Genomic DNA, 19,755 nt, shown 5'->3' with positions numbered 1-19,755 from the left:
GAAAATTAGGAATGGATAGTATAAGCTTTGCTAAAAATTTAATAGATTTCATATACGATAGCCCATCATCTTTTCACGCAGTTGATAGTGCTAAAGAAGTTTTAGATAAAAATGGATTTGAAGAGTTAGCTTTAAATAAAAAATGGAATCTAAGAGTAGGTGGAAAATACTACGTGACTAAAAATTTATCTGCTATAGTAGCTTTTGTAGTTAACTCAGATAATATAGAAGAAGGTGGGTTTAGAATAATAGGTTCTCATTCAGATTCTCCTACATTTAGTATTAAGCCAAATGCAGAAATAGAAGCTGAGAAAGCTTATTTGAAGCTGAATACAGAATGTTATGGAGGAGCAATATTAAGTACATGGTTAGATAGACCACTTGGTATAGCTGGAAGAGTAGTCTTAAAAGGAGATAGTGTACTTAAGCCAAAGGAAAAACTTATCGACTTTAAAAAACCAATTTGTATAATACCAAATCTAGCTATACATTTGAATAGAAGCATAAATGATGGTCATTCATATAATAAGCAAAAAGATATGTTACCTCTAGTTGGATTATTAAACGATACATTAGAAAAAGATAACTTTCTTTTAAAACAAATATCATCTAATTTAAATGTAAAAGTGGAAGATATAATAGACTTTGATTTGTTCTTATATGAATTTGAAAAAGGAAGTTTAATAGGGGCTAATGAGGAATTTATATCTATTGGAAGACAAGATAATCTTGCAATGGTACATGCTAGTTTAAATGCTTTAGTTGATGCTAAAGGACAAAGTGGTGTAAATGTAATGGCTGTATTTGACAATGAAGAAGTTGGAAGTTCTACTAAACAAGGTGCAGATTCAAATATGCTATTAAATATATTGGAGAGAATATGTTTATCAATAGGGAAAGATAGAGAAGGATTTTTTGAGGCTATTTATTCGTCTTTCATGATATCATCAGATTTAGCTCATGCTATTCATCCAAATACTCCAGAAAAACATGACCCAACCAATAAACCAGTTATGGGAAAAGGGCCTGTTATAAAGATAAATGCAAGTCAAGCATATACAAGTGATGGATATTCTATAGCTGTTTACAAAAATATATGTAAAGAAGCTAATGTCGAGTATCAAGAATTTGTAAATAGGTCAGATGAGAGGGGTGGAAGTACTATAGGTCCAATATCCTCTACTCATGTAGATATACCATCTGTGGATGTAGGAAGTCCAATTTTAGCAATGCATTCTATAAGGGAATTAGGTAATGTTGAAGACCATTATAGTATATATAAAACATTTAGTAAGTTTTTTGAAATATAAATATAAGATAAACAATTTGGAGATGAAACTATGAAACTAGGACTATGCTTAGAAGGTGGAGGAGCAAAGGGAGCTTACCAAGCAGGGGTAGTTAACGCTTTGTATGATAATGGAATAAATCATTTTTATTCAATTTCAGGAACATCAATAGGAGCAATAAATGGATATTATTTATACACAGGTAATGTTGATAACTTGAAAAAAATGTGGACAAATATAAAAGATATCCAGAACGGAAATGTGAAAATAGTAAATAATACTGTGGATAATTCTCCAGCTATAGATAATCTGAGAGAACTAGATAGTAGTAAAATAGAGAAAATGAACTTCTATGTTAACTATGTAGAAGTTAATAATAAGGTAGTATCAGAAAAGGTTGTAAATGTGTCAAAAATGCCTAAAGACGAAGCAATTTTAAGCATTTCATATAGTGGATTGTTACCATCAAATCCAAATGCTACTCTTGGATTTAAAGAACAATTCATGAAGGATGTGCAAGATGGTATTTATGATGGTTTTAAATTGGATGGAGGTCTAATTAGGAGTGCGTTAATTGAGCCTTTAATTGTGGATAATGTGGATAAAATTATTCTGATATCCACAAAGTATAATTATGATTTACCAGATGACATCAAAAAAATATATAATGAAGATAAAATAATAGTAGTTAGACCTAACACTCAATTTGCACCTAAAGATACTCTTAACTTTGATGATGAGTTTTGTAAAACTATATATCAAGAAGGATATGAAATAGGAAAAAATATACTTGCTAGAGTTTAATTTAGAGTATAATATAATAAATGTAATTGTGTAATTTAATTAATAAAAAGGAAGGTAATAAGTCATGGAAAATAAAAATCCTATAGTAACTATAGTAATGGAAAATGGAAAAGAAATAAAAATTGAGTTGTACCCAAATATAGCACCAAATACAGTTAAAAATTTTGTATCATTAGTAGATGATGGATATTATAATGGAATAACATTTCATAGAGTAATACCAGGATTTATGATACAAGGTGGATGCCCAAATGGTACTGGAATGGGTGGTCCAGGACATTCTATAAAAGGTGAATTTAGTGGAAATGGATTCACTAACAATTTAAAGCATGAAAGAGGCGTTATATCAATGGCTAGAACTATGGCACCTAATTCAGCTGGTTCTCAATTTTTTATAATGCATAAAAATTCACCACATTTAGATGGTCAATATGCAGGTTTTGGTAGAGTTATAGAAGGTATGGATACAGTTGATGAAATAGCATCAGTTAGAACAGGAGCAGCGGACAAGCCACAGACTCCGCAAGTTATGAAAGCTGTAACTGTAGAAACTTTTGGAGTAGATTACTCAGACGTTGAAAAAAACTAGGACACAGATAAAAGAAAAAATATATACAACTTAAAGATAAAGTGAGATGTTATTATATTTTCTAGAGAATATAATAACATCTCACTTTTTAATTTATTCTATTATAATTTGTTTTACTGAAATTTAATTATCTATTAAATTTTTATTATACTAAATAACTCCAGTAATCTTATCAGAACATCATCTTAAAGTATTATAGAAAAATAATTATATTAAATTATTTATGATTAAGTTTTTAATATATAATATATTAAAATAAATATAGAAGATAGATGGAAAACATTTATTTTAACATTTTTTAAAGCTATTTTAGCGATTTTATTTAAGAAAAGAAAGTTATTTGTATATTTTTATTTAAGAAAAAACATTATAATGGTAATATATTCTATTTACAATTTCATAACTTTGGTTTACAATAATAGAGACAATAAATCCTAAAGAACATAATAAGAAAAAAGTGCTTAATATTTGAGAGAGACTGGTTTAGTTTACACCAGCTAAACCAGTCAAGGAATAATTTAAAGTGTAATATATAATAAGAAGAGAAAAATACACTATTAGAGTTTTCTAATAGTGTATTTTTTTATGGAATTTAATATTGTTATAAAAGAATTTCAAACAGTAAATTTTTAAGTGACATATTGTAACTAAGTATGTACTTTAACAAAGACATTAAATATATTGAAAGGTTTAATAAAAATATAAAAAACTGTTTCAAATTTAAATTTGAAACAGTTTTTGTGTTGTTTAAAGATTTTATATTATTTAAAATTTTTAATTGCAGTAGTTAAGTTAGGTACTAATTGTTTCTTTCTAGATACAACACCTGGAGCAAATGTTCCTTGAACTCCTTCAATACCAAATGCATCAGCAATCAATCTATCTTCTGCTTTGTAGATTAAATAAGAACCTTCTTTTATTATATCTGTAACTGCAAGAACTAATTTGTCATAATCAGTTGAATTTATATAAGATAAAAATTCATCCTTCTTAGCAAATATAGAGTCTGTGTCTAAAGTAAATACTTGTCCTATACCAACTCTATGTCCACTCATGTTAAACTCTTTAAAGTCCATATTTACTATTTGTTCTATAGTAAACTCATCTAAAGAAGTACCACATTTAAACATATCCATAGCATATTTTTCCATGTCTACTTTTGCTATTTTACTTAATTCTTCACAAGCTTTCTTATCCATATCAGTAGTTGTTGGAGATTTAAATAATAATGTATCAGATAATATAGCAGATAAAAGAAGACCAGCTATTTCATAAGGTATCTCAACATTATTTTCTTTATACATTTGATAAATTATAGTGCTATTGCATCCAACAGGCATAACTCTAAAATACATAGGAACATCAGTAGAAATACCACCAAGTTTATGATGGTCAACTATTTCAACTATATTTGCTTGTTCAATTCCATCAGCACTTTGAGCATATTCATTATGGTCAACTAAAACAACATTCTTTTTAGATGGATTTAATAGATGCCCTTTTGAAATTAATCCTAAAAACTTATTGTCATCATCTAATATAGGATAAGATCTAAAATTTGTTTCTAACATAATTTCTTTTATTTCATCCATATAGTCATCTTCTTTAAATGTAATCAAATTATCTGTGGCTTCTATAGAATCTAAGAAACTACATTGATTTATGACATTAGAAGTTTTGTAGTTGTCACTTTCAACAGAAACAACAGACACTCCATTTATTTTAGCAAGAGCTAGTAAGTCTTTTGAAATTTTTGTATGATTAGTAAGTATTAAAAGCTTAACTTTTGTATCAATTGCGTATTCAATACTATCATATCTATCACCAACAATAGCTATATCCCCTTCTTTTAAAGTCTCTATCAGGGTTTCCATACCAAATGATAAAGTAACAACTCTACCTTTTACATCTTCACCACAATCTACAAGGATATTACCATTAAGGTTTTTGCAGATATTTGATAGTGATGTGTGTATAGTTGTAAAATGTTGATGAAGAAGGTTTTTAGCTATTTCTTTCATGGTAATAATACCAGCAAAAGTTCCATCCTCATAAGTTACAGGTAATGTTTTAACATTTTTTTCATCCATAAGATTATAGGCTTCTAATATAGAAGAAGTTGGAGTTAAAGGTACTACCTTATCATAATTTAAATCTCTAACTTGTATTCTAACGTTATCTAAGATTTCAGGTGCATCTACCTTAAAGTAATCTAAGGCGTATTTAGCTTCCTTTCTGATGTCTCCTAAAGCATAAGCTGTTGCTTCTATCCCTAATTTGTTTTTTAAATGTGCTAATGAAATTGCAGAACATATTGAATCTGTATCTGGATTTTTATGTCCGAAAACTAATAAACTCATTTTAATACTCCTTTCAAAACCTGAATATAATAACTGATAAAAATATTATATCAAAAGGTAGTAAGTATTTGTTGTAAAAGAAAAAATTTAATGAAAAAATATTATAGGAAATTTTATCTCTTATATAAGTACTACAAATTTAATATAAAATTTTTTATGATATCTACTTTTACCCAATTAAATTAATTTTTATTCACAATTAATTGATTGGATATACCTGAGAAAAAATTAATTAATATGATAATAAACTAAGAATTTATAAATAATTTTGTGCTGTAAAATTTTTTGTATACATATTGTAAGTAAAAAATTAACGAGGTTGATATAAAAATTGTTTATCTACATGAAAAATATTATTTTAAGATATTGACTTAAAAATAACTTATAGAAACTAAAATGTTTTTAATTTATATATTTTTAAAAATTACATAGTCATTATCAAAAGAAAAAATGCATATAAATCAAAAATAAGTGTTATTTTATGAAAATATGACAAAAATATTATGTCTTACTTGTAAAAATAACATATAAAATTTAATAAATAAAAAAAGTGAAAGATATAAATTATCATTTTAGTAGTTTATTTAGTCAAAGTAAATTATTCAAATGAAATATATCTTATTTAAATAAAAAAATTTAATAAAAGTAAAAAAAATAATATATTTGTTAAAAAATAAATTGACAAAATATTCAGAAAAAAACTTCTTGACCTAAGGGCATAAAATAAATAAAATCTAAAGTATAGATATGAAATCTATAAAATTATTTTAAGTATAGGTTAAAAATATAATAGATGATGCATTTAAGATTTATAAAAATAGGAGATGCATAATTATTTAGGGAGGTTTTTAGTTATGGAGAAAAAAGAAAAGGTTGTAGAAACAGTAGCTGTTGAAGTATGTAGCCCTGAGATTGTCAATAGTGTTGAGACATTAAGAATGAGGCTAGAGGAAATTAGATTAGCACAAAAAGAATTTGCAACATTTACACAAGAGCAAGTAGATAAAATTTTCTTAGCTGCTTCAACTGCAGCAAATCAACAAAGAATTCCCCTAGCAAAAATGGCAGTTGAAGAGACTGGTATGGGTATTGTTGAAGATAAAGTTATAAAAAACCATTTCGCTTCAGAGTATATCTATAATGCTTATAAAGACACTAAAACTTGTGGTGTTATAGAAAAAGATGAGGCATTTGGATTTACAAAGATTGCTGAACCAGTAGGTGTATTATCAGCAGTTATACCAACAACTAACCCTACATCAACTGCAATATTCAAGTCCCTAATAGCACTAAAAACTAGAAATGGTATAATTTTCTCCCCTCATCCAAGAGCTAAAAACTGTACTATAGAAGCGGCTAGAGTTGTACATGATGCAGCAGTTAAGGCAGGAGCACCAAAAGGTCTTATAGGTTGGGTAGATGTGCCTTCAATTGAATTGACTAATGTTGTTATGGCAGAAGCAGACCTTATATTAGCTACTGGCGGACCTGGAATGGTTAAATCTGCATATTCTTCAGGTAAACCAGCTGTTGGAGTTGGACCTGGAAATGTATCAGCAATAATAGATGAGAGTGCAGATATAAAAATGGCTGTAAGTTCAATATTAGTATCAAAATCATTTGATAATGGTATGATATGTGCTTCTGAGCAAGCAGTAATAGTACCAGAAAAAATATATGAAGAAGTTAAAAAAGAATTTAAATATCGTGGAGCACATTTCTTAAATAAAGAAGAAACAGAAAAGGTAGGTAAAGTAGTAATAATTGATGGAACTTTAAATGCAAAAATAGTTGGACAACCAGCTCATGTAATAGCAAAAATGGCAGATGTAGAAGTGCCAAAAACAGCTAGGATAATAATTGGCGAAGTTGAATCTGTTGAAGTAGAGGAACCTTTTGCACATGAAAAACTTTCTCCTGTCCTTGCAATGTACAAGTCTAAGAGTTTTGAAGATGCAGTTGCTAAGGCTGAAAAATTAGTTGCTGATGGTGGGTATGGTCATACTTCATCATTGTATGCAGACTCTATCAATCAACCAGAGAGAGTAGAGAAGTTTGTAAATGCTATGAAGACTTGTAGAGTATTAGTTAATACTCCATCATCACAAGGTGGTATAGGTGATTTATATAACTTTAAATTAGCTCCATCTCTTACTCTTGGTTGCGGTTCTTGGGGTGGAAACTCAGTATCAGAAAACGTAGGAGTTAAGCATTTACTTAATATCAAGACAGTAGCTGAAAGGAGAGAGAATATGCTTTGGTTTAGAGCCCCACAAAAAGTTTATTTCAAAAAAGGATGTTTAGGTGTAGCAGCAAGAGAATTTAAAGATGTCATGAACAAGAAGAAAGCTTTTATAGTAACAGACTCTTTCCTTTACAATAATGGTTATACTAAAAAACTAACTGATTTATTGGATGAAATGGGAATTAAGCATACTACATTCTTTGATGTTGCTCCAGACCCAACACTAGCTTGTGCAAGAGAAGGGGCTAAGGCTATGTCCGATTTCCAACCAGACTTAATAATATCTGTAGGTGGAGGTAGTGCAATGGATGCTGGTAAGATAATGTGGGTAATGTATGAGCATCCAGAAGTAGATTTCCAAGATTTAGCAATGAGATTTATGGATATAAGAAAAAGAGTATATGCATTCCCTAAGATGGGTGAAAAAGCATACTTTGCAGCTATTCCTACTTCAGCAGGAACTGGTTCAGAAGTAACTCCATTTGCAGTTATAACTGACCAAGATTCAGGTGTAAAATATCCATTAGCAGATTATGAATTAATGCCAAATATGGCTATAATTGATGCAGATATGATGATGGAAATGCCACCAAGATTAACAGCAGCATCAGGTGTTGATGCATTAACACATGCACTAGAGGCATATGTATCTATGCTAAGAACTGAACCAGCTGATGGACTAGCACTTCAAGCAGGCAAAATAATATTTGAATATTTACCTCGTGCATATAAAAATGGAAAGACTGATAAAGTAGCAAGAGAAAAAATGGCAATGGCATCTACTATGGCTGGTATGGCTTTTGCAAATGCTTTCTTAGGAATTTGCCACTCTATGGCACATAAACTTGGTGCATTCCACCATGTTCAACACGGTGTTGCAAATGCATTGTTAATAAATGAAGTAATTAAGTTCAATTGTGCAGAGGCTCCAAATAAGATGGGCGCATTTTCACAATACAGATACCCTGATTGTATACAAAGATATGCTGAATTTGCTTCTTTCGCAGGAATTAAAGGAAATACAGACCAAGAAAAAGTGGATAATCTTATAAAAGCAATAGATGAATTAAAGGCAAGAGTGGGTCTTCCTAAGACTATAAAAGAGGCAGGAGTAGATGAAGCTAAATTCTTAGAGGGATTGGATGCTATGGTTGAACAAGCATTTGATGACCAATGTACAGGTGCAAATCCTAGATATCCATTGATGAGTGAATTAAAAGAGATATATTTAAAAGTTTATTATGGTAAATAATATTTCTTTTAGAATATTAATTCTATTAGACTTGAATATAAGTTATTAGACTTGAATATAAGTTATTAGACTTGTATATAAGTTATTAGACTTGTATATAAATTATTAGATTTGCATATAAATAGAGTTTTATTAGAGCTATATATAAATATTTGTTAATGATAGATTATAACTTAAAACCTAAATAAAAATGATAAAAGGTAAGAAAATTTATATTGATTTTGAATATGTATATTTAATCAATTAACTTTAAAATTAGTCACAAAATTTTTTTATTACATATAATTTTAAAGTATAATATATAAAAAACTTTATGAAAAAATTATAAAAATATTCAGAAAATTCTATTGACTAATCTATTTATCATGATATAATAGGTATAGAAAACAAAAAAACTGGGGCCTATTAAGGCCCCCTTATTACTTTTTGATAGATTTATTTAGAATAACTTTCTCATTTTGATTTTTTATATTTATGACAGAGTCGTTGTAATCTACCTCGAAGTTAGCAAAGGCAGAAAATAAATCTATATCTCTTAACAAATGAATTGTCATACATTGCTTGTTCTTATTTAATCTTAGAATTAATGCTCTTACAAATGGAAATTGGATTCTAGAATTAAATAAGTTAGAACCATCAGTATCTATATCTAAGCTACGATAATTAATATCTATAAATACATCTACATCATCGTTTTCTTCTCTTATTATTCTATAGTCAAAATCCAAGTCTAAATTTAAATTACCTAAAACCAATAACATTTAAATCCTCTTTTCTATAAGTAGTTTTAGAGTATTAGTTTAACTAAGCTCTCCATCTATTATAGATATAATTCTATCTGCTTTTCTAGCAATATTTTCATTATGTGTTATTATTATAAGAGTTTGGTTATATTTTTTTATAGAACTTTTTAGTAAATCCATGACTTCTTCCGTAGTTTTACTATCCAAATTTCCTGTTGGTTCATCTGCTAGGATTATACTTGGTTTTGCAGATAAAGCGCGTGCAATAGCAACCCTTTGTTGTTGACCACCAGATAATTGATTTGGAAGATGATTTTTCCTCTCACTAAGACCCAATAAATTTATAATGTCTTCGATATATTCTTCATCGACTTTTTTATTGTCTAACTTTAGTGGTAATTCTATATTTTCTTTTACATTTAATACTGGAATTAGGTTATACTGTTGAAAGACAAATCCTACTTTTTGTCTTCTATATTTTGCTAATCTTTTATCTGAAAGGCAACATATATCTTTACCATCGACTTTTATAGTTCCACTACTTGGTCTCTCAAGACCGCCTACTAAATGTAGAAATGTGCTTTTTCCACTTCCACTTGGACCAATTATCGCAACAAATTCACCCTTATTTATTTTTAAATTTGCATCCTTTAGTGCATGTACAGATGTTTCCTTTTTTCCATAAATCTTACCTAAGTTAAGAATCTCTAATATAGGCATAATTAATCCTCCTATTCTGTAATGTTTATAGCTTCAACTATACTAATTTTATTTATTTTCCTTAATGGAATATATGTAGCTAGAATACCTACAATTATGTTTGCTAAAACAACTAGGATATATATTTTGTAATCTATTGAAAATCCCAAGCCATACGATACAAAATTACAAGTGTAATACATTCTAAATTGTATTATAAGACTTACCACAATAGTAATTACACTTGAGAGTGCTCCATATAATATTCCTTCATAAAGTATCATATTTTTAAATCCTCTCTCAGAGATACCAATAGCTCTTAACATTCCAAATTCGCTAGTTCTTGAAGTTAAGTTATAACTTATATTATTTATTATGTTAAGTACACTAATTATAAACATTACTGCTACTATTCCATAAGCATAAATCAGAGCTCTAGCTGTCATCTTATCAGAGTTTTCTTTTTCCACTGACATATTTACTACTGTAGTTCCAGGAGATTCACTTCCTATTTTACCTAAGAGTGTATCTATTTTTTTTATGTTTGCATTTTCATTAATATCTACATAAACTGCATTATATTTATCTACTCCAGTTAATTTTTTTAGATATTCGCTACTTGTTATTACATCTACACCAAAATCTCCAGAATACATATTATTATCTACAAAAGGATAACTTACAATAGCTCCAACTTTAAACTCATATTCTAGATATTCATAATTATCTTTTTGTCCTTCATAAAGTTCTGTATCTATTTCACCTTTTGGATATTTGATTTTTATAGTATCTCCTACTTTTGTATTTACAACAGGCGTTCCTGTGCCAGGAATATAATTATGATTGAATTTATTTGTTTTAGAAATTTGTGGGACATATAATATAGCTAGATTTTCCTTTTTCATTTTATCCAGATTTATGCTTCCATGCACTAGATATTTTTCTAATGAATTTATCATCTCGTCGTTGTAACCTCTTAACCTTTGTCTCATCGTATATTTGCCAGTAGTATTATCTTTTATTAATAGGGGATAGTCCTTATAATAAGGAGTTGAATTCACCATTTTGTAGTGATCTAATCTATTTATTTTATACAAGTCTATTCTTGTATTTAAAATGCTGGCAGTTTTGACTTTGTCAATTCCATCTATGTTTTTAATTTTGTCTATCTGATTATCATTAAGACCTTTTATATCCTTGAAAGAATTAGCTTTATAGTTTCCATTTAGCTTGAATAAATAATTTGTTAGAATAAAATCTGCATTCATATATGTTCTTTCTTGACCATCTTTATTTTGTATATCTGAAAAAGAATATTTATAATTTTCCTTTATGACCATTATACCTCCTAGAGTCATAGATAATATAATTATAATGAATCCTTTTTTATTCCTAAAGATATTCTTAGCAGATATAGATTTTGTTACTGATATATTTAAAGTTAATTTTGATATCAAAGAATTGACCTTATTTATATTTTTATCAGTTCCAAAAGTTTTTCTTATAGCGTCAATAGGAGAAATTCTTCTTATCTTTAAATATGTAAAGAAACTTATAATGAGTATTGTCAGTATTATACATCCAATTGATAAAAGGATTATTTTATCTGGGATAACAAAAGGAGTAACTGTTACATTTCCTTCAAATTGAATATTTCCTGCAGTCCTATTAAATATTTGTGCACCACCAATACCTACACATATACCTATAGGTATTGCTATTAAGGCAAGTATGAAAAGTTCATAAAACATAAGCTTGAAAATCTTAAAGTTAGTGGCGCCAATAGCTCTTAAGATACCATATTCCTGTATTCTTTGGTATATTGATATAACATAGATACTATATATTACAATACCAGAAAATAGGCTCATAGCAATTGCAGTGTATTTATTTGAGTTATCTAAAGTGCCATTTTCCATAGTAGCTTCTATAAGCATTTTGTTTTTTCCAACACTATTCTTATCCAACATAGTAGCTTTTACTATATTATCTATATTTGTATTTATATCACTACCCTCATTAAATTCAATATATGTGTAAGAAAACTTATCCAACTTTGATTCATTGAGATTCAAAAAAATTTCGCACATACCTTGTTTTTTCTGAATAGATCTATCTTCAAGTATTCCGACAACTTTAAATGTCTCTGGTTTTTCTTTTTGATATAATTTAAACGTAAGGTTTTGATTTATTTCTGGTTTTAGACCCATACTATTTAAAACCCATTTTTCTACTACCACCTCATTGTTAGCTTTTGGAAGGTGACCTTTTATAAGTTTAGATTGATTAGTTAAGTAATTTTTATTTGCATATTCTAAGTTTATAGGTAATTTTTCATTAGGATCTGTATAGCCATAGTGAGATGTTATACCTAAATTTTTAATATCTTTGCTAGACTTTATGTATTCTAATTGATTTTTATTTATATCCTTAAAGTATACATGGTCAGTTCCAAGGTCTTTTTTAAAGCTATCTACAGTTGCTTGCTGAGCACTTCTTGAGAGGGTGCCAATACCGACAATGAGTGATGTAGCAAGAATTATACTCAGAGTAATTGCTAAAGATCTTGCTTTATAACTTTTTATGTATCTTAGTACTATTTTCAAATTATCTTTCATATTTACCACTTCCTTTCTTAGCTAACTCAATTATATGTTTATTTAAAATATATAGCAAAGTAAGTATCTTCAAGTTTTGAGTACTTAATTGTACAAATTTATATGTGTTTTTGCAAGTTTAATTAATGTACATGTAAAATTTGACTTTTTACATAATTTTTCTAAAATGATATAATCCTCATATAAAGTGTAGATGGGAGGGGAATTATGGAGAATAATTTTATATTTCCTATAGTAATACTAACTTTGTTTATATTTAGTAATCTTATAATGAATAAATACAGGTTTTATAAAGAATTAGACATATTAAAAAGAGGAATATTAACGTTTTTTGTATCGTGTTTTGTATGGATTTTATTCATGGAGGGTATTGAGTATATACAATTAAGTTTAGGATATAATTTTTTACTTGAAGGAGTATTAAATATTATACTTTTTTTAATTTTAATTATTTTAAGCTTTTATATAGGATTTAAATTTATAAGATTACTAGACAATAACAATAAACAAGAGTATAAGCTACAAAAATTAGACAGTAAAATAAATCATAAGGACAATATAATCGTAAAATTAAGAAGTCAAAAACATGACTATTTAAAACATTTACAAGTAGTATATTCTCTATTAAATACTGGCTTAGCTGAAGATGCCAAAGAATATATAACGAATATATCAAATAGCTTTAAATCAAAAAATTCAAGATATGGGAAAGTATCTTATTTAGATGCTATAGCTTCCTTAAAATATGAGGAATGTCTTGAAAAGAACATATCTTTTGATGTATATATCCAAGATTTTATGGATAATTTAGAGATTGAACCTAATGATATGAGTTCAGTGCTATTAAACATAATAGACAATGCAATAGAATCTTTGTCTGCTATACAAAAGGAAAAGAAGTATATAAGATTACATGCATATGAAGATGAATTTCAGTATATTATAGCCATAAAAAATAATGGTCCTAAAATACATAATGTCGAAAGTATATTTTTGGATGGATTTAGCACTAAAGAAGGGCAAGACAGAGGTTTTGGGTTATATCTAGTTAAAAATATACTAGATAAGTATGATTATAGTATACTTGTAAATAGTGACGATTTTTTAACTGAATTTGTAATTTTAATACCAAAATATTATTAGTTAGGAGGAGAGAAGTCTGTGATAAAAGTTTTGATTTGTGATGATGATAAAATTGTAAGAGATGATATAGCAAATATAGTTAAAGAGTCTGGATATGTAGATTATGTTAAGAAAGTCAAGGATGGTATAGAAGCAATTGAATTTATAAAAAATGAGAAAATAGATTTATTGATTATTGACATTGATATGCCATATAAAAATGGGATTGATTCTGCCAAAGAAATTCTTTCTATAGATAAAGATATACATATAGTATTTGTAACAGGTTTTGCTGATTACAGTCTTGAGAGTTTTAAAGTACATCCTATAGATTTTATAGTTAAGCCATTTAAAAAAGAAAAAATACTTGATTCAATTAACATAGCAATAGACCATATTAACTCTCATAAAATTGCTAAAAATAATTTTATAGAAGACACTCTTTTTGTATATAAAATAAGGAAACAGATACATATGATTAACTTTGATGATATAGTTATGTTTGAGAAAAATTCAAGGGCTATCAATCTATATACTAAAGATGAAGATACAATAAAATTTTACGAGAACTTTGATGACTTGCAAAAACGCCTACCTCCTAATTTCTTTATGACTCATAGACAATACATAGTAAATTTAAGGCTTATACATAAGATTATACCTATAAATAAATCTTCCTTGGAGATAAGGTTTATAAATTTTCAAGAAAATGCCATATTAAATAAATCTCTAGAAAAAGATTTTCTATATAGATTTTATAGGGTTAAAAGATTCTAGTGAAAAGAGAGGAACAAATTCTGTTATACAATAAGTATTATAAAGATGATATATAAGAAAAGTTTATATAAAAATTATTTATAATTATGAGTTAATTTATATAAGTTATAGTGTAAAATATATTGGACTTTCTTTAAAAAATTAGAAAGTCCAATATATTTTAGAGATAGTTTTATATTTATAAATTGCTTAAGATACTAGGGTCTTTAATCTTATTATCTTCAGCAAGTAATAATATCTTAGACATAATCTCAGCAGTCTTAGGGTCTTCATCAGCAAATGGAAGGAATATCTTACCTCTACTTTGAGAATGTACAGGAAGTATATTTAAAGCACCCATTCCTTTTTTATGTACAATACCAGAACCCATATGTACAGAATAATCACCTAAATTACCTGCTATAAGAGCATGAGAGCCTTCAAAATTGACATTCTTAATCTTTAATAGCAATAGTAGTTCTTTAGCAATAGCTATACGCATCTCTACAGTAGAGTGGCTTGTCTCAGGGTCAACACCACCAGCATGAGCAACACTTACAACAAGGTCTATATCACGCATAACTTCAGAGAAAAGAATTGGCGGTATAGAAGCTAGTTCTAAGCTTTTATAAGTCTTTCTATTAAAGAATTCTACTGTTTCAATAGTTGGAGGTTCAATGTCTGCTGGTGAAAACCAATCTGCAAGTGCAAACATCTTTGCTACTATATTTTCTTTGTAGAATACTTTTTGTAAACCTTCCTCATAGTCAACAGTCCAAAGTTGATTTCTAAGAAGTGCTACAGTTTTCTTTGGCTGGATTTGATGGCCAGCATATCTACGAGATATAGTTTTTTCAGATAATTCGTCAGCATTTATTCTATAATATTCACGGAACACTTGCTTAAATGGTTGAACAATTTGCTTATCAAATAAGTCATGTTGGAATTCACTCCATTTACCAGATTCAAACAGATGAACTGGATGTGCAAGTTTTAATTTATTTTTTGCAGTTAATCTATAAGGTTCACCAGTTGTATCACAAATAAAGAACTTAGACTTATCATTATATATATATCCGATAGTATCATCACATAGCCAAACTAGATTTTTAACTAAAGGACAAATAACTGGGTTTTTATAAATATTGGAGATTTCCTTAACTGTAAATACTGTTTCATTTTTCATAGCTTGCTCTAAACTTTGTTTTGCACGAGAATACTGACTTTTTAAATCTCTTTGTACTGATTTAAGTTCAAGTACATATGGATGTTTTGCAAGAGTTTTTGGTACACTTTTTAAAGTCTTATCACCTTTTTGGACTTTTATAGATGTTTTTCCTTTTTCATCAACATCTATCCAAAGTGAAGTTCCATCAATATTCTTTGGTTTAAATATATGAGCAACCTCATTTAGTTTTTCCGTTTCAAGAGCCCACATCATACGATTGATATCTTCAAAACCAGCACTTCTAGCTAAGTTTTCCATTGCTATAGCACAAGCCTTTGATTCACTTTCACGACGTTGTGCACCAAATTGTTTACTTTCTTTAGCAAACTTTTGAATAAATTCATAACGGAAAGTTGCTTCTTTAAGGTCTCCTTTTTTCATAGGAAGTAAAGAGAAACTTCTCAATTTATCTTGATTTCTATTTGTTTCAATTTCTTTCATCAGCATATCTTTATCAAGTTTTCCAAGTGTAGCATCAGCATAAAGTTGTGCACGTCTGTGAGAGTTTCCACCACTAGTTATGTATTTAGCTGATTTGTAAAGGAGATTGAATCTTTCTTCTCCAATAGTTTTATATGAATCTAAAAACCAATCCACATCAAATGCTCCATCCATGAAACTCTGTGGTGATATAGGAGAGAATAGAGCAACTTCTGATTCTTTTTGAGCAGAGAAGCCTTCATTTATATGTGCATGGAAATACCAAATTGTACTCTTTAAACCTTTCCAGTTTAAATATTTTTCAATTATATTTACCCATTGAGGAGCATACATAGCAGCTTCTATTAATCTTAATTCAGTAATATCAGTAGTTTTAAGTAATTTTTTTAATTCTTTAGAATTATCTTCTTTAGTAGGATAACAATTTTTAAGTAGAGAACTCAAAACATCTTTTTTTGAATAATTACTACCATATGAATATCCTCTTTGGAAAGTTTCTTTACCAAGAGCAACTAAGATATTTACGAAATAATTCATACCCTCAAAATGTTGTATATTATCAGCTAGATGAGAAACTTCTGTTGGCATATCACCCCTACGTGATTCGATTTCTATAATTCTATTTGTAACTGTTTTTATATTGTTTTCAAGCCATGGATGTTTTTCTAATGTATCACCACCCCATCTAGGATTTGTCAAAATTCGTATTATATTTGTTGCATTGTATCCAGTTACAATTTCTCGATTGATTTGTTCCTCAGTCATTAATCCCAATTCATATGCACGAGCAAATATATCTATATTAGTATAAAATGGGAATTTATATTCTAAAAGTTGATAATTTGCAAATGTAGTATAGAAGAACTTAGTAAAAGAAATATCATCATAAATAAATGAATGTGCCTTTCCAAGCCAATAGTTTAAAATTGGTGCATCTAAAGCAGGGCAGTATTCATTTTGTCTATAGTAGTTTTTAGTAAACTCAACTCTTTGCTTTTTACATTGTTCAGTAGTTAATAGGTTTCTAAGTTTGTAGTATGTATCTAAACAGTATTCAAACATTTCTTTCTGGTCAAATTCATTTAGTAATACTGCAAGTATTTTTCTTGTAAGAACATCAAATTTTAATTTATCTAATTTTGTATATAATTTTTTTTGTTTTTTTTCATCAAGGACATTTGAGTATATAGATGAAAACCAACTTTTTTCTATTTCATGATAAGAGCATGAGCGTATGCTATAAAATAAAATATCAAGGATTATTTTATAATCTAAATTAAGTTTCTTACTAGTTTCTCTCCAAAGTTCAGCTAATGGATAATTATCAATAGTATCCTTATTATTTCCAGTTATATGTTTAATAGGAGTTAGATTATATGTAGAGTAACCTAAAAGTATTTTATCCATATTACCTGACCATCTCTCAACCTCATACTCATAATCTGCATTTTCAATAATAAGTTCATCAAATTTTTCATATACTTTTAATATTTTATTTATATCTACATCGAGAATCTTCTTAGCTTCTTTTTTAGTTGATATAGAAACAGAATCCTCATTAGAAGATAAGCTTAAATTGGAAATAATCTTATTAAGTTTTGATGGAGTAGAGGAATCGTATTTAAAATCAAATTGTTCAGGAATTTGAAGCTTATTTTCAGGATTGTATATCCCAAATCCATTTTCTTTACAATAATCATTTTTTGCTTTACCTAATAAATTATCAATTAATATCTGAACTTGAGATGTATTCTTTTTAGACTTATCAACACTTTCCACTAATGAAATAAGTTTATTGTATAGTTCTTGTCTATCAGTATTGTCTTTTAATAAGTTTACAATTTCAAGTCCTCCAAGACATTTTTGCGAATTTGAAGATTTTATTAGAGAAGAAGCAATATTTTCTAGTTTTGAATCATCTTGTTCAAGTAAAATCTTTATTACTGTTTGTCTGATAGAGCTTGTTTTTAAAGTAAGTAAGTTGTTTATTCTGTCTAACTCTACATCTGATAAGTCAAGTTCTTTAAGTAGACTTAATACAATTTCTCTATTAGAAACACTCTTATCGCTCAAACATTCTAATAAGAAACTACGTTGTTTATCTGTTTTTGGCTCATTTATAAAATTAGCTATAAATGAAGCTCTTAAATCAGAACTCATAAGAAGATAGTTGTCCATTAGAACATCCATAAATTGAGTATTCATATCATATGCTGTTAATGTCATCATGCATCTAAGGATACTGTAAGAAGAAATTTCGACCCAAGACCATGGAAATACACTGCCAGAAAATTCCTTAGTTTTTGAATTTAAAAGTTCTAAAGTATGTTTTAGATTTTCAAATTGTTCCTTTCTAGCATCAAAGTCTTTATTAATAGGAGAATTTGATAAGTCAAAATCAACTTTTTGGTTTTGCCAATTATAGTAGTAACCAACAGAACTTTCTACATAGAAATTTCTAACTACCCATGCAAGTATCTCTAAATCGTCGCCTTTAATATTTTTAGATGCAACAGAGTGTTTAAAATATGTACTTTCTGTATTTGATAAGAAGTAAAGAGCTACAAGTTTTTTGTACTTTTCATCATATGAAAGCAATTTTTCAATAAGAGTGTATGAATCATAGATATTGTAAGTTGCAGCTGCCCATAAACTAAAATAAATTTCAAGGTTATCCTTACTGTTAATTGACTCTATACAAAACTCTTTATCAGTCAATGATTTATATGAAAGTTCTAAGCACTTACGAATTATTCCAGGTTTTTGGTCTGAAAAACCAAGCCCTGTCCATGTATCTAAAGCTCTTATAACAGAACTAAATCTTTCTAAATTGTTATCTAGGATAGTTTTTAACATATAGACAGATGCAGGAATTGTACCTTCGTCTAGGCTTTCTACAATTTGTTGTCTAAGACCTTCTTGTTGCTTAGCAGCCAAAAGAAGTTTAGAAAGCATTTCATAGCATTTTTCACTATGACTTTTCATAATACCAATTATCATTTGTCTAGTAAGTAGGGCAGTTTGATTTTCTCCAAAAATTACTTCTTCTAAAGCATTGATTACATCATCATTTCCATTATCTATTTCTAATGCGATTTTATCACTCATTATATAATCATATTGAAGAACTTTATCTGGAAGTGTAAGATAATCTAATACAGAAAAATCGTAATATATCAAACTCACATAATGTGAAATAAGCCTAATTATACTTCTAAAATAATCTTTAAGTTTATTTGAGCGATACCCTTTACGATAGTATCCTCCTGAATATGTATAATTCATTTTTCTTTTAATTAATTGACAAAGTTCTTCTACTTGCTCAGAAGTAAACATTAATTCTAAAGCATTTTTTAAAGGGCCAGAGAGTAATGTGTCTACACTTTCAATTTCATAGTAATAACAATTATAGTATTTTTTTATCATATCTAAGAATTTATTTTCATCTTTTACATCATAATAGTATGATTCGTCTTTTACACAATCCCAAAGAGCTTCAGTTAAATCGTAATATGGTTTTGAAGAAGATTTAGTAAGATTGTTTTTAAAATATTCAATTATTTTAGGATTTTTTTCTACTCTAGTACGTTCTGACATTTATGTACCTCC

The 19,755-nt window shown here is 28.1% G+C and carries 11 protein-coding genes; 6 read left to right on the top strand and 5 right to left on the bottom strand.

Annotated elements, in window-relative coordinates:
* Positions 1 to 11: 11 nt before the first annotated feature.
* The 3 genes from JJC01_18370 (at position 12) to JJC01_18360 (ending at position 2,682) form a co-directional block, all read left to right on the top strand.
* Positions 12 to 1,310: a M18 family aminopeptidase gene (locus tag JJC01_18370; protein ID UDN58098.1), complete on the top strand. Its 1,299-nt coding sequence runs from the start codon at positions 12 to 14 to the stop codon at positions 1,308 to 1,310.
* A gap of 30 nt (positions 1,311 to 1,340) precedes the next feature.
* Positions 1,341 to 2,093 (top strand): patatin-like phospholipase family protein, encoded by a 753-nt coding sequence (locus JJC01_18365; GenBank protein ID UDN58097.1) that lies wholly within the window; start codon positions 1,341 to 1,343, stop codon positions 2,091 to 2,093.
* Positions 2,094 to 2,157: 64 nt separating this feature from the next.
* On the top strand, positions 2,158 to 2,682 hold the full coding sequence (locus JJC01_18360) for a peptidylprolyl isomerase (GenBank protein UDN58096.1): 525 nt from the start codon (positions 2,158 to 2,160) through the stop codon (positions 2,680 to 2,682).
* Positions 2,683 to 3,443: 761 nt separating this feature from the next.
* On the opposite strand, the gene JJC01_18355 is transcribed toward JJC01_18360, so the two are convergent.
* Positions 3,444 to 5,042 carry a putative manganese-dependent inorganic diphosphatase gene (locus tag JJC01_18355; protein ID UDN58095.1) on the bottom strand — a complete coding sequence of 533 codons (1,599 nt, stop codon included), beginning with the start codon at positions 5,040 to 5,042 and terminating at the stop codon, positions 3,444 to 3,446.
* 854 nt (positions 5,043 to 5,896) lie between these two features.
* On the opposite strand from JJC01_18355, the gene adhE reads away from it, so the two are divergent.
* Positions 5,897 to 8,539 carry a bifunctional acetaldehyde-CoA/alcohol dehydrogenase gene (gene adhE / locus JJC01_18350; protein ID UDN58094.1) on the top strand — a complete coding sequence of 881 codons (2,643 nt, stop codon included), beginning with the start codon at positions 5,897 to 5,899 and terminating at the stop codon, positions 8,537 to 8,539.
* Positions 8,540 to 8,958: 419 nt separating this feature from the next.
* Here the strand turns inward: adhE and JJC01_18345 are convergent, their stop codons facing one another.
* The 3 genes from JJC01_18345 to JJC01_18335 are packed head-to-tail and all read right to left on the bottom strand — an operon-like array spanning position 8,959 to position 12,599.
* Entirely contained in the window at positions 8,959 to 9,300 is a 342-nt protein-coding gene (locus tag JJC01_18345) for a hypothetical protein (protein UDN58093.1), read from the bottom strand.
* Between the two features lie 39 nt (positions 9,301 to 9,339).
* Positions 9,340 to 10,002 carry an ABC transporter ATP-binding protein gene (locus tag JJC01_18340; GenBank protein UDN58092.1) on the bottom strand — a complete coding sequence of 221 codons (663 nt, stop codon included), beginning with the start codon at positions 10,000 to 10,002 and terminating at the stop codon, positions 9,340 to 9,342.
* An 11-nt stretch (positions 10,003 to 10,013) separates the two neighbouring features.
* Complete coding sequence (locus tag JJC01_18335; GenBank protein ID UDN58091.1) at positions 10,014 to 12,599, bottom strand: FtsX-like permease family protein; 2,586 nt, start codon at positions 12,597 to 12,599, stop codon at positions 10,014 to 10,016.
* A gap of 207 nt (positions 12,600 to 12,806) precedes the next feature.
* Between JJC01_18335 and JJC01_18330 the strand changes: the two genes are divergently transcribed.
* Together JJC01_18330 and JJC01_18325 are read left to right on the top strand one after the other, a co-directional pair.
* Positions 12,807 to 13,742 (top strand): GHKL domain-containing protein, encoded by a 936-nt coding sequence (locus JJC01_18330; GenBank protein ID UDN58090.1) that lies wholly within the window; start codon positions 12,807 to 12,809, stop codon positions 13,740 to 13,742.
* Between the two features lie 18 nt (positions 13,743 to 13,760).
* Positions 13,761 to 14,498, top strand: coding sequence for a response regulator transcription factor (locus JJC01_18325; GenBank protein ID UDN58089.1), 738 nt, complete (start codon positions 13,761 to 13,763; stop codon positions 14,496 to 14,498).
* A 178-nt stretch (positions 14,499 to 14,676) separates the two neighbouring features.
* Here JJC01_18325 and JJC01_18320 read toward each other — a convergent pair whose 3' ends face one another.
* Positions 14,677 to 19,743 (bottom strand): DUF4132 domain-containing protein, encoded by a 5,067-nt coding sequence (locus JJC01_18320; GenBank protein ID UDN58088.1) that lies wholly within the window; start codon positions 19,741 to 19,743, stop codon positions 14,677 to 14,679.
* Positions 19,744 to 19,755: the final 12 nt, after the last annotated feature.

The sequence above is a fragment of the Clostridioides sp. ES-S-0010-02 genome, from assembly GCA_020641055.1.
Lineage (GTDB): Bacteria > Bacillota > Clostridia > Peptostreptococcales > Peptostreptococcaceae > Clostridioides.
This window is presented reverse-complemented; position numbering and strand designations above follow the sequence as displayed.